The sequence below is a fragment of the Pseudomonas cremoricolorata DSM 17059 = NBRC 16634 genome, from assembly GCF_000425745.1.
In the GTDB taxonomy this organism is placed as follows: Bacteria; Pseudomonadota; Gammaproteobacteria; order Pseudomonadales; family Pseudomonadaceae; genus Aquipseudomonas; species Aquipseudomonas cremoricolorata.
Genome location: NZ_AUEA01000014.1, coordinates 40,781 through 52,961, shown reverse-complemented (window position 1 = coordinate 52,961; position 12,181 = coordinate 40,781). Strand labels below are relative to the sequence as shown.

The following is a 12,181-nucleotide window of genomic DNA, read 5'->3' as shown; positions in this document are numbered from 1 at the left end:
CTTGCGGGATGGAGCGCGCACGGCGCTCCTTCCCATCTGGTTGTTGTTATTGAGCGTTGGCTTTCTCGGCAGCCAGTTCTTCCAGGTCGATGTAACGGTTGCCGATGCGCGGGTGCAGGCGGCCACCGTCGGCAGCGCCCAGGACCACGACGATCTCGTCGGCACGCGGCGCGTCTTCGATCTGCATTTCCAGAGTGATGTAGTGCGAGCGCAGGCCTTCGTCGTCTTTCTGCATCATCGGGATCTGGATCGACGTGCCTGGGCCACCACGCTTGTTGGTGAAGCTCAGGTAGCTCTTGGCCTGTACCGCTTCGCGGTAGTGGTTGCCGAAGCGCAGGGTGTGGATCACCGCCGAGGCGTGCTCGATCTCGCCATCGGCGCCGACCACAGCGGCTTTGCCGTAGGCTTCGATCTTGTCGGCGCCGCCGATGGCAGCCACCAGACGCTCGACCATCAGCTCGCCCAGCTCGGAGCAGTTGGCGCGGATTTCCGGCTTCAGATCATCAACGAAGCCGCGGCCCGCCCATGGGTTCTTGATCACCACGGCCAGACCGACCATGGTTACAGGCTTGTCAGTGGCTTTGAAACCTTCGATGCGGGTTTCTTCGGAGTAGGTGACGATCTTGCGGATTTCGAAACTCATGAGCGGCTCCTGGGGAGGTTATGGGGTCTTGTTGTCTGATGGTATACCATAATATTTGTTCTGCAAGGCCTGCCTGCAAAAATCCCCGCAGTGGGGGACGAAGGGTTTGCTGATCCTCACAATTGCCGGTCGACTGTGCTGAATGACCATCATCGAGCCTGCAAACCGCTGCCCTGCGACGCAAAAAAAAGCCCGCTTACAGGGCCCGTGCGGGCCTTTGCAAGCGGGCCGATCCCGCAATCATTCAGGTAATGGGAATTCAGGCGAACGCCGGCACCACTTCCTTGATGAACAGCTCAAGGGATTTTTTCTTCTCGGCGTGGGGCAAGCTGTTGTCGCACCAGAAGCTGAACTCATCGACGCCCAGTTCTTGGTAGTACTTGATCCGCGCGATGACCTCTTCGGGGGTGCCGATCATGGTGTTCTTGCGGATGTTGTTCAGGTCGAAGGCCGGCACTTCGGCGAACTTCGATTCCGGGCTCGGCTCAAGGAAGCCGTTGACCGGGGTGGTCTTGTTGCCGAACCAGGCATCGAAGGTGCGGTAGAAGCGCGAGATCGCCTGGGCACCGATCTTCCAGCCATCGGGCTCATCGGCGCTGTGCACGTGGGTGTGACGCAGCACCATCAATTGCGGGCGCGGCACCTCGGGGTTGTTGTCCAGTGCGGCCTGGAACTTGTTCTTCAGGTCGAGCACTTCTTCATCGCCCTTCATCAGCGGCGTGACCATCACGTTGCAGCCGTTCTTCACCGCGAAATTGTGCGAGTCAGGGTCGCGGGCGGCGATCCACATCGGCGGCATGCCGGCTTGCACGGGCTTGGGTACGCTGGTGGAGGTGGGGAATTTGTACACCTCGCCTTCGAAGGCGTAGTCGCCTTCCCACAGCTTGCGTACCACTGGCACCATTTCCCGCAGGGCCTTGCCACCGTCGGTGGCCGGCATGCCGTTGGCCATGCGGTCGAACTCGAACTGGTAGGCGCCACGGGCCAGGCCCACTTCCATGCGACCGTTGCTAATGACGTCGAGCAGGGCGCATTCACCGGCAACCCGGATCGGGTTCCAGAACGGCGCAATGATGGTGCCGGCACCCAGGTGGATGGTCTCGGTGCGCGCGGCCAGGTAGGCCAGCAGCGGCATGGGGCTTGGCGAAATGGTGTATTCCATAGCGTGGTGCTCGCCGATCCATACCGTGCTGAACCCGCCTGCTTCGGCCATCAGGGTCAGTTCGGTGAGGTCTTCGAACAACTGGCGGTGGCTGACCTGGTCATCCCAACGTTCCATGTGCACGAACAGCGAAAATTTCATGGGGCATTTCCTCGACGCGTGAAAGGTGTCGCCTGGCTGGGCCAGCGGCAGATCGAAGGACGGACGCCGTCGGCGACCGTCGCACTAATAAAGGAGATTCAGGCCAGGGCGGGCAGGCTGGCCATTTTGCCGTGGCAGTACACCAGCGGCTGCGGGGCCTGCTCAGGGACGATCAGGTTCTGCACCTTGCCGACCATGATGGCGTGATCACCGCCTTCGTATTCGCGCCACAACTCGCATTCGATGACTGCCGTGGCGCCAGCCAGAATCGGATTGCCCAGCTCGCTCAGGCTCCATTGGATACCGGCTGCCTTGTCTTTGCCTTTGCGGGCGAAGGCATAGGCCTCGGCCTGCTGTTCACCTGACAGGAGGTGAATGGCGAAGCGCTTCTTCTGAATCAGGACAGGATAGGATTCGGAGCTGTAGTTGGGGCAGAACAGCACCAGCGGCGGGTCCATCGACAGGGAGGAAAAGGCACTGGCGGTCAGGCCGACGATTGCGCCGTCGTCATCCAGAGTGGTGATGACCGTGACGCCGGAGGGGAAAGAGCCCAGGACGTGCTTATAGACAGTTGCGTCGATCATGACGGGGTCCTCGCAGGGGAGAGCGGTAGGCCGCTTTTTATCGTTGATGTGTCTGATGGTATACCGTAATACCTAATTTGCAAGCGGAAATTTCTTTGCCAAGTTCCACATGATGAGTGGTAAAAACCCAATGAATACGGGGTGCTGAAGCGTTTCTTCAGCCCATTCAGCACATGCGGCAAGCGGATCAGAGGCGCATTTCAGATGCGGATCAGTGTTGTCAAAAGCTTGGAATACCATAATATGGTCTTCAGCAGAGAGGCCGCCCCGATGCGGTTTCCTACAACGATAAAAATGATCTCCGAGCTCAAATCCTATGTCCCAGCCGTCTTCGCAAAAGCAGTTTGTCGAGAATCACACGGTCGATTACGTTCCACCTGCCGAGCGCCACGGGAAGGCGCGCGACCTGTTCACCCTCTGGTTCAGTACCAACATCGCACCGCTGCCCATCGTCACCGGAGCCATGGTGGTTCAGGTGTTCCATCTGAATCTGCTCTGGGGCCTGATCGCTATCGCCCTGGGTCATCTGCTGGGCGGTGTGGTACTCGCCCTGGCGTCGGCCCAGGGGCCACAGCTGGGCATTCCGCAGATGGTGCAGAGCCGCGGCCAGTTCGGTCGCTACGGCGCCTTGCTGATCGTGTTCTTCACCGCGCTCATCTATGTCGGCTTCTTCATTTCCAACATCGTGCTGGCGGGCAAGTCGATCCATGGCATCGCGCCCAGCGTGCCGATGCCTACTGCGATCGTGGTGGGCGCCCTCAGCGCCACGGCCATCGGCGTGATCGGCTACCGCTTCATCCATAGCCTCAACCGCATCGGGACCTGGGTCATGGGTTCGGCGCTGCTGGCAGGCTTCATCATGATGTTCACCCAGGAGCTGCCGGCCGACTTCTTCAGCCGTGGCGCCTTCAACCTGTCGGGCTTCATCGCCACGGTGTCGCTGGGCACCATCTGGCAGATCAGCTTCTCGCCCTATACCTCGGACTATTCGCGCTACCTGCCGCGTGAAATCGGCATCGCCAAACCGTTCTGGGCCACTTATTTTGGCGCCACCCTGGGCACCATCCTGTGCTTCAGCTTCGGTGCCATCGCGGTGCTGAGCGTGCCGGAAGGGGTCGAGGCCATGGATGCAGTGAAGCAGGCCACCGGCTGGCTGGGCCCGATCCTGATGGTGCTGTTCCTGCTCAACATCATCAGTCACAACGCCCTCAACCTGTATGGCGCCGTGCTGTCGATAGTCACCGCGATCCAGACTTTCTTCGCCACCTGGACCCCCAGCGTGAAGGTGCGCGTGGTGCTGGCGGCGGTGATCCTGCTGGCCTGTGGTGCGGTCGCGCTGAATGCCTCGGCCAACTTCATCAGCCAGTTCATCGGCCTGATCCTGGCATTGCTGGTGGTGCTGGTGCCCTGGGCGGCGATCAACCTGATCGACTTCTATTTGATCAAGAAAGGCCAGTACGACATCGCCTCGATCTTCAGCGCCGACGGCGGTATCTACGGCCGCTTCAACCACCACGCGATCATCGCTTACGCCTGCGGCATCCTGGTGCAGCTGCCGTTCGCCAACACTGCGCTGTATGTCGGTCCGTATTCGAACCTGATCGAGGGTGCAGACCTGTCCTGGCTGTTCGGCCTGCTGGTGACCGCGCCGCTCTACTACTGCCTGGCCACCCGCGCCAAGGCAGCCAAGGCAGCCAAGGCGCCCAAGCCAGTCACCGTCGGCAACTGATCGGCGCAGCACCAGTGAAACAAGAAGGGCCGCACTATGCGGCCCTTTTTCATTGTGGTCGTTGCGTGCCTGGGGTCAGACCTTGAACTTGGCGACCAGGCCGTTGAGGTCGAGCGCAAGGCGCGAGAGGTCCTGGGCGGCGGCGCTGGTCTGGTTGGCGCCGGCAGAGGTCTGCATCGCCAGGTCACGGATGTTCACCAGGTTGCGGTCGACTTCGCGTGCCACCTGCGCCTGCTCTTCGGAGGCGCTGGCAATCACCAGGTTGCGCTGGTTGATCGAGGTAATGGCCTCGGCGATCACTTCCAGCGCCTGCCCAGCACCCTGGGCCACCTCCAGGGTGCCGTTGGCGCGGCCCTGGCTGCTTTGCATGGCGCTGACCGCGCGCCCGGTGCCGGTCTGGATGCCGGCGATCATCGCTTCGATTTCTTCGGTCGACTGCTGGGTACGATGGGCCAGGGCCCGCACTTCGTCCGCCACCACGGCGAAACCGCGCCCGGCTTCACCGGCGCGGGCGGCCTCGATGGCGGCGTTCAATGCCAGCAGGTTGGTCTGCCCGGCAATCGCGCCAATTACATCGAGCACCCGGCTGATCTCGTTGGCGTGCCCGGCCAGTTGCTCGATTTCTCGTGCGGTACCGGCCACGTCACTGACCAGATGCTCGATCGAGGCCAGCGCCTGATTGACCTGGTCGCGGCCGTCGCGGGTGTTCTGGTCGGCACCCTTGGAGGCATCGGCGGTGCTGACCGCATTGCTCGCCACTTCCTCGACCGCTGCGGTCATCTGATTGACCGCCGTAGCGGCCTGGTCGATTTCCGCGCTTTGTTGATGCAGGCCGCGGCTGGTGTCTTCGGTGACGGTGTGCAGTTCTTCGGAGGCCGAGGCCAACTGATCGGAGGACGCGGCGATCTGCCGCAAAGTCTCGCGCAGGTTGTGTTGCATGCCGCTCAAGGCGCGCAGCAGCAACGCCGGCTCGTCGCGACCATGCACCTGGATGTCTTGGGTGAGGTCGCCGGTGGCGACGCGCTCGGCCACCGCAACGGCATCGGCCAGGGGCACGACGATGCTGCGGGTGAGCAGGGTAGCGATGGCGGCCAGAGCCAGCATGATCAGCACCAGCGCCGCGATCAGCGCGGTGAAGGCCTCGTCGGCCACATCGCTCGAGTATTGCGAGGCATCCTGGGCGCCCTTGCCGTTGAAAGCGATCAGTGCCTGCAAGGCGCTCATCATGGCATCGGCGTCCGCTGCCAGTGGGCCGGTAATCAGCGCCTTGGCCTGGGTATCCTGAGCGCTGGCAATCAACGGCAGCACTTGCGTCTGCAGCTCGCTGTAGCGCTGCCAGGCGCTTTGGAAGGCGGTGAACAGGGCTTTTTCGTCCGCTTCGTCAAGGGTTTCAGCGTAGCGCTGAATTTGCCCCAGCAGTGCAGTGTTGACCCGCTCGGTCTCGGCCAGGTTGCGGCTGCGTTCACCGGCATCATCATCGAGCATGGCGCGCAAGGTCAGCGCGCGTACGCGGCCGATGTCGGTACCGACACCGCTGAGCGCCAGCACCGCGGGGGTCCAGGTCAGGCGAATTTCGTCGGTGGCTTTGTCCATCTGCTGGGTTTCATAGAGCGCCACAAGCCCCATCATCAGCACCAGCGCCCCAAGTAATGCGAATACGCTGGCGGCCCGTCTACCGATCTTCATGTTGCGAAACTGCATGGGTTGCTCCTGAACGTTGGCCTGCAGCTCGCCAAAGCCTGGAGTGGACACGCCACCCCTGGTATCTGGCTCCAGCAGCGCTGCGTGGGGTGCGAGGTGATCCTCACCTCTGGAAAACTCCGGCAAAATGATTACACATTGCCATCATTATTGACCAGCCATTCAATGTAACCACACGTATGGATTATTGCGTCGTTTGTTGACCGTATCGTCAAGGTTATTCATGTCGCGACCGTCTTGTGCCCGGGCGCCAAGGTGCGGGTCGACGAAGCCGTACCCAATGAACGATCCCTTAGGTACGATGGCTCTTTATTTTCGAATGTAGAGGGCACTGTGGAGTTTCTTGCCGAGTACGCGAGCTTTCTCGCCAAAACCGCCACCTTGGTCATTGCCGTCCTGGTCGTGTTGTCGGCCTTCGCCGGCTTGCGTGGCAAAGGGCGACGCAAGGCTGGCGGGCAATTGCAGGTCACCCGCCTGAATGACTTCTATAAAGAGCTGCGCGAGCGGCTGGAGTCGGGCCTTCTGGAAAAGGCGCAGCTCAAGCTGCTGCGCAAGCAACAGGCAAAGGCAGACAAGAAGTCGAAAAAGGCCAAGCCTGCGGACAAGCGCCGGGTGTTCGTGCTGGATTTCGACGGCGATATCAAGGCCTCGGCCACCGACAACTTGCGCCACGAAATCACCGCGCTGCTGACCCTCGCCACGCCGCAGGATGAAGTGGTTCTGCGCCTGGAAAGCGGCGGTGGGCTGGTGCACAGCTATGGCCTGGCCTCCTCGCAACTGGCTCGCATTCGCCAGGCCGGTATTCCACTGACGGTGTGCATCGACAAGGTCGCCGCCAGCGGCGGCTACATGATGGCCTGCATCGGCGAGAAGATCGTCAGTGCCCCGTTCGCCGTGATCGGCTCGATTGGTGTGGTGGCGCAGTTGCCCAACGTCCATCGCCTGTTGAAGAAACACGACATCGATGTCGAAGTGCTCACTGCCGGTGAATACAAGCGTACCCTCACGGTATTGGGCGAGAACACCGAAAAGGGCCGGGAAAAGTTTCAGGAAGACCTTGATGTCACGCATCAACTGTTCAAAGACTTCGTCGGCCGCTACCGCCCCCAGTTGCATATCGACGAAGTCGCCACCGGCGAAGTCTGGCTGGGCGTCGCAGCGCTGAACCGGCAACTGGTCGATGAGCTCGGTACCAGCGACGAATACCTCAGCACCTGCGCCCGCGAAGCCAACCTGTTCCACCTGCACTACGCCGAACACAAGAGCCTGCCCCAGCGCATCGGCATGAGCGCCAGCGGCGCGTTGGAGAGCGGCCTGGTATCGCTGTGGAGCAAACTTGGCAGGCTTCGCTAACACCTTGAGTGCCATGGAAATTTTTTCAACCATGGGCTTGCAAGGTGATTTGAATGCAGACATAATGGCGACCATTGAAACGCAGGCAGCTTTAAAAAGTCGTTTGCTTTCAAGGAGATAGCCAAGCAGGTATGGCTTGATCCGAACTTTGAGGCCGAGTAGCAAAGTGGTTATGCTCCGGATTGCAAATCCGTCTACGCCGGTTCGATTCCGACCTCGGCCTCCATATTCGAAAGCCCCGCAGATTCAGGTCTGCGGGGTTTTTCTTTGCCTGTAGAAAAGGCGAAGTGTTCCGCAACTTTCTACAGGTGTTCCGCAGCCCACCTTATTTTATGGGACTGACCACCTCGCCGACACCACGGTAAACCTCCCCGGTGATCGCTTCCTTCGAATGCCCAGACGGACGCCGTGCCTCACTCCATCGGCTCCGCAGCATGCTCCAGTCCATATGCTCCCAATGCTCGTTCAAGCCCTTAGTCGCTTGATTTCATAAGCGTCCTGTTCATGGCCGTGGGCTCGACGCGATCAAAATAGCGTGTGATTGAAATCGTCCAGCGTGTAGGCATACATCCGTCCGATACCGCTGGCTTTGGCCATTTGCGGTGCAGGTACTCGAAAGCATCGAGGTTACTGTGATCTAATGAGACTTATTATCATAAACAGCGAAATGGAAGCTTCGCCATGCCCGCCACGCCCCCTATCGAGCAGCTCTACGTTGAGCACCACAGCTGGCTGCAAGGCTGGCTGCGCACCCGCCTGAATAACGCGACGGATGCCGCAGATCTTGCTCATGACACGTTCCTGCGTATCTTGCAGCGTCGTCAAGCGCCCGTCATGGTCGAGCCACGTGCGTACCTGCGCACCATCGCTCGCGGCCTGGTAATCGATCTTTGGCGGCATCGCGACATCGAACAAGCATGGCTGGAAACCGTGGCAGGGCTGCCTGAGGCACAGATGCCTTCACCGGAGGTCAGTGCTTTGGCCATCGAGGCGTTGATCAGCATCGACCGTATGCTTGATGCGCTCCCTGCACGCATGCGCACCATCTTCCTGATGGCCCAGCTCGATGGGCTGCCATGCCCGCGTATCGCCGAACGACTGGGCGTGTCGCTGTCGACCATCGAGCGCGATCTGGCCAAGGCACTGCGCCATTGCTACCAGCTAGCCTACGAGCCGCAACCATGACCACTTCCGGGCTGCACAGTCTGCCCGATGAGACGCTCGAACAGGCCATCCAGTGGTCCATCCGGATGACCTACAATCGGCCCGACCCGGAGACATGCAAGGCTTTCGCGATCTGGCTGAGCATTGACGAATCTCACCGGCTTGCCTGGACTCGTTTGCAGGGCTTGAGCGGTCGCTTCGAAGGCGTGCCCGCCGCAATGGGGCGCCAGGCGCTTGAAAAACTACCGGAGACTCGGCTTCGACGCAGGCAGATGCTCAATTTGCTGGCACTGTGCGGCGTATCCGCAACGGCAGTATGGACCGCGCGCGACGCCGCGCCTTGGCAGCGACTGCTTGCCGACTACAGTACCCGCGTTGGCGAGCGTCGGCGTTGGACACTGAGCGACGGCAGCGTGCTGGAGCTCAACACCGACACCGCGGTACGCCTGCATTTCAGCGCCGATGCGCGCGTGATTGAGCTGTTGCGGGGAGAGCTTTACCTGACCAGCAGCGCCGATGGCGCCAGCGCCCGTCACCGCCCCCTGCGAGTCATCAACCCTTTCGGTAGCTTCGAAGCGCTCGGCACCCGGTTCGGTGTGCGGCAGTACCCGCACAGCTGCAAGCTGGAGGTGAACGAGGGCGCCGTTCAGTTGATATCCCTTGGCGGCAAGGGGTCGATTGCCCAAGCGGGCGAAACCTGGGCAATTCTGCACAACGGCGTGCAGCGCCTAGCCGCCAGAGCACAGGAACCAGCCTGGCGCGATGGAATGTTGATCGCACGTTCGATGCCGCTGGGGACTCTGGTCGGTGAGCTTGGCCGCTACCGTAACGGCTACCTGGGGTGCGACCCGCGCATAGCGCAACGCATAATCAGCGGTAATTTCAACCTTGATGATATAGATGCAACGCTGGCTTTCATCGCTCAGACCCACGATCTTCGCTTGCAGACCCTGACTCGCTATTGGATGCGTTTCAGCGTTTGACGCTGTCTGAAAAGACGGTTTTTACATCTACAGAAAATCATTTTGTGTGATGTGAAGGGATTTCCTTTCTCGCCCGGCATACCCCTCAGAACAACTCAATTGCCAGCGAGACTTTCACGTGCCCCAACTGTCCCCCATTCGCATCGCCATTTGCCATGCCGCACTTTGCGCCAGCCTCGGGCTCGGTGCCATTCCCTCGCTGGCTCAGGCGGCTGCAGCCGGCCAGGCCGATCTGAGCCATGATCTGACAGTGCCAGCCGGATCCCTGGATACCGCGCTGAGCGCGCTCAGCCGTGCCACTGGCTTGAACATCACGTTCGTCCAAGGTGACATGGCTGGCAAGTACACGGCGGGGCTGCAAGGCCGCTTCAGCAACGAGCAGGCGCTGCGACAGCTGCTGGCCGGCAGCGGCCTGCATGCCGTAGCGCAGCACAATGCTGGATATCACCTGGTGCCTATCCCGGATACACCTGACAACGGCGCCGTGGCACTGGACCCGACAGATGTGGTGGGCGCTCGACTCGACAACACCACCGAAGGCACAGGCTCTTACACCACCTCTACCACCAGCATCGGCGGCAAGACTCCGAAGACCGTGCGAGAAACGCCACAGTCGGTCTCGGTCATGACCAAGCAGCGCATGGAAGACCAGAATCTTACCAGCCTGACCCAAGTGCTGGACCAGACCACCGGCATCACCGTAGTGGGCGGAAACGATTCGAAAAACGAATTCTACTCGCGCGGTTTCGTCATTCGCAGTATCCAGACCGACAGCGGCGCGCCACTGTTCCGTAACGAGACCTACGACTCTCTGCCGGACATGACGGCTTATGACCATGTCGAAGTGTTGCGTGGTTCCGACGGTCTGTACGGCGGCACTGGCGATCCGGGCGGCAGCATCAACCTGGTGCGCAAGCGTGCACTGCCTTATAACCAGTTCAAGGTCAGTCAATCTGCAGGCAGCTGGAACAACTACCGCACCGAAGTGGACCTCACCGGTCCATTGGGCTTCGACGGCGCGCTACGCGGTCGCGTGGCCATGTCCTACGAGGACAAGGACTACTTCTATGATCGTGCCGACAGCGAAAGACACGTCATCTTCGGCACCCTTGAAGCCGACCTGACACCCGAAACGCTGCTGGCCGTAGGTGGCAGCTATGAGTGGCGTGACATGGACGGCTACTGGGATCGCGGCCTGGTGCGCTACAAGGATGGACGGGACATCAGCACGTCGCGCAGTAAATCGTTCGCCGCGGATTGGTCGTCGAACAACTACAAGCGTACCGAGTACTTCGCCAAGCTCGAACACGCTTTGGATGAAAACTGGAGGGTCAACAGCAGCTACACCAAGACCAAGTTCGACTCAACCCAGGACATTGGCGAAGTGGCTTGGGCCGCTGACCCCGAGAATCCGCGCTCGCCCGATGGCTCGGTGTTCGGCCGTCTGATACGCGGCTACACCAACGAGCAGGACCTGTTCGATGTGAACCTCGCGGGTAATTTCCAAGCCTTTGGCCTGACCCACGAACTGCTGGTCGGCGCTGACTATTCCGAAGTGACGCGCTTCTACTCCGATCACAGCGATGCCACGGTGCCTTTCGATGTCATCGATGATGACGCAGGCGCCATTGCCAAGCCTGCCAGGCCGGACATCTACTACTACAGCCCCGACTGGAACCAGCGCAAAAGCGGCGCCTACGTGACGTTCAAGGCCCAACTGGCCGAACCACTGCATCTGACTCTTGGCGCCCGCTACTCTGACTACCGCGACTACGTACGAACCGTCGTGCCTCGCTTCAACATGAATACACCGGTCAAGGAAAGCAACCGCGGCGAGGTCACACCGTTTGGCGCACTGGTGCTGGATGTCACGGACCAGTGGTCGCTGTACACCAGCTATGCCGAGATATTCAACCCGCAGACGGCCTACAAGTCGATCGACGCCCATCCGCTGGACCCGATCGAGGGTCAGACCTATGAGTTCGGCACCAAGGGCGAGCTGTTCGAGGGTGGTCTCAACATTTCCTCAGCCCTCTACTACACCAAGCGCGAGAACGAAGCGGTTAGCGTTGGTGGTGGTTACTACGCGGCCACCGGCGAAGTGGTGAGCAAAGGTATCGACACCGAGATCTCCGGTGAGCTGGCCCCTGGCTGGCAGGCCATCGTTGGCTATACGCTGAACATCAACAAGCAGCGCACCGCCGGTAACCCAAGCAACACTGGCAAACCGATGAGTTCGCAGACGCCCAAGCATTTGTTCAAGTTCTTTACTACCTATCAGTTGCCGGGTGAGTTCGAACGCTGGAAAGTTGGCCTTGGCGCGACCATCCAGAGCGATACCTACAAAAGCGGCACCGTCCAGCGACGCCTTGGTGATGGCAGCCTGAGCGAAGGCGAAGCGTATTCCTTCGAGCAAGCCGGCTATGCCGTGTGGAATAGCATGGTCGAATACAAGATCGACGAGCACTGGACCGCACAGGTCAACGCCAATAACCTTTTCGACAAGACCTACTATCAGACAGTGGACGCCAGCGACGGCGGCAACTGGTACGGGGCTCCACGCAATTACATGCTGACCCTGCGTGCAACGTTCTGAGAATAACGGGAGTGGGCACCACCGCTGTGTCAGGAAACATCTGTTCGGGACCGTCCAGGTCGCTAGCACCCCCTTGTACAAGAGGCTGTTGACCCTGGAGCGGTGCCTACAAGCGAATGCAGGCT

At 60.4% G+C, this 12,181-nt stretch carries 9 protein-coding genes and 1 tRNA gene; 6 read left to right on the top strand and 4 right to left on the bottom strand.

All coding sequences use genetic code 11. The features are described from left to right. Positions 1 to 46: 46 nt before the first annotated feature. The 3 genes from H618_RS0116270 to H618_RS0116260 form a co-directional block, all read right to left on the bottom strand. Positions 47 to 643, bottom strand: a complete 597-nt coding sequence (locus H618_RS0116270) for an amino acid synthesis family protein (protein WP_028696078.1) — start codon at positions 641 to 643, stop codon at positions 47 to 49. Positions 644 to 902: 259 nt separating this feature from the next. Next, positions 903 to 1,946, bottom strand: a complete 1,044-nt coding sequence (locus H618_RS0116265) for an LLM class flavin-dependent oxidoreductase (protein ID WP_028696077.1) — start codon at positions 1,944 to 1,946, stop codon at positions 903 to 905. A 98-nt stretch (positions 1,947 to 2,044) separates the two neighbouring features. Continuing rightward, positions 2,045 to 2,530, bottom strand: coding sequence for a flavin reductase family protein (locus tag H618_RS0116260; protein ID WP_028696076.1), 486 nt, complete (start codon positions 2,528 to 2,530; stop codon positions 2,045 to 2,047). 316 nt (positions 2,531 to 2,846) lie between these two features. Here H618_RS0116260 and H618_RS0116255 point away from each other — a divergent pair, with 316 nt between their 5' ends. Further along, complete coding sequence (locus tag H618_RS0116255; RefSeq protein ID WP_028696075.1) at positions 2,847 to 4,259, top strand: purine-cytosine permease family protein; 1,413 nt, start codon at positions 2,847 to 2,849, stop codon at positions 4,257 to 4,259. 75 nt (positions 4,260 to 4,334) lie between these two features. Here the strand turns inward: H618_RS0116255 and H618_RS0116250 are convergent, their stop codons facing one another. Continuing rightward, positions 4,335 to 5,888 carry a methyl-accepting chemotaxis protein gene (locus tag H618_RS0116250; protein ID WP_425414203.1) on the bottom strand — a complete coding sequence of 518 codons (1,554 nt, stop codon included), beginning with the start codon at positions 5,886 to 5,888 and terminating at the stop codon, positions 4,335 to 4,337. 405 nt (positions 5,889 to 6,293) lie between these two features. On the opposite strand from H618_RS0116250, the gene sohB reads away from it, so the two are divergent. The 5 genes from sohB to H618_RS0116225 all read left to right on the top strand — a co-directional run bounded on the left by sohB (position 6,294) and on the right by H618_RS0116225 (position 12,056). After that, entirely contained in the window at positions 6,294 to 7,313 is a 1,020-nt protein-coding gene (gene sohB / locus H618_RS0116245) for a protease SohB (RefSeq protein WP_028696073.1), read from the top strand. 152 nt (positions 7,314 to 7,465) lie between these two features. After that, positions 7,466 to 7,539 (top strand) — tRNA-Cys (locus H618_RS0116240). A 455-nt stretch (positions 7,540 to 7,994) separates the two neighbouring features. Then, positions 7,995 to 8,498 carry a sigma-70 family RNA polymerase sigma factor gene (locus H618_RS0116235; protein WP_028696072.1) on the top strand — a complete coding sequence of 168 codons (504 nt, stop codon included), beginning with the start codon at positions 7,995 to 7,997 and terminating at the stop codon, positions 8,496 to 8,498. Continuing rightward, the gene (locus H618_RS0116230) at positions 8,495 to 9,460 is read left to right on the top strand and encodes a FecR domain-containing protein (protein ID WP_028696071.1); all 966 of its coding nucleotides are present in this window, start codon (positions 8,495 to 8,497) and stop codon (positions 9,458 to 9,460) included. The genes H618_RS0116235 and H618_RS0116230 overlap by 4 nt, the downstream gene beginning before the upstream one ends. Positions 9,461 to 9,578: 118 nt before the next feature. Then, on the top strand, positions 9,579 to 12,056 hold the full coding sequence (locus H618_RS0116225) for a TonB-dependent siderophore receptor (protein ID WP_050577328.1): 2,478 nt from the start codon (positions 9,579 to 9,581) through the stop codon (positions 12,054 to 12,056). Positions 12,057 to 12,181 lie beyond the last annotated feature (125 nt).

What these genes read in the sequence shown, in the direction of transcription:
- H618_RS0116270 (WP_028696078.1), bottom strand. Translation starts at nt 643, where the DNA reads ATGAGTTTCGAAATCCGCAAGATCGTCACCTACTCCGAAGAAACCCGC.
- H618_RS0116265 (WP_028696077.1), bottom strand. Translation starts at nt 1,946, where the DNA reads ATGAAATTTTCGCTGTTCGTGCACATGGAACGTTGGGATGACCAGGTC.
- H618_RS0116260 (WP_028696076.1), bottom strand. Translation starts at nt 2,530, where the DNA reads ATGATCGACGCAACTGTCTATAAGCACGTCCTGGGCTCTTTCCCCTCC.
- H618_RS0116255 (WP_028696075.1), top strand. Translation starts at nt 2,847, where the DNA reads ATGTCCCAGCCGTCTTCGCAAAAGCAGTTTGTCGAGAATCACACGGTC.
- H618_RS0116250 (WP_425414203.1), bottom strand. Translation starts at nt 5,888, where the DNA reads ATGATGGGGCTTGTGGCGCTCTATGAAACCCAGCAGATGGACAAAGCC.
- H618_RS0116235 (WP_028696072.1), top strand. Translation starts at nt 7,995, where the DNA reads ATGCCCGCCACGCCCCCTATCGAGCAGCTCTACGTTGAGCACCACAGC.
- H618_RS0116230 (WP_028696071.1), top strand. Translation starts at nt 8,495, where the DNA reads ATGACCACTTCCGGGCTGCACAGTCTGCCCGATGAGACGCTCGAACAG.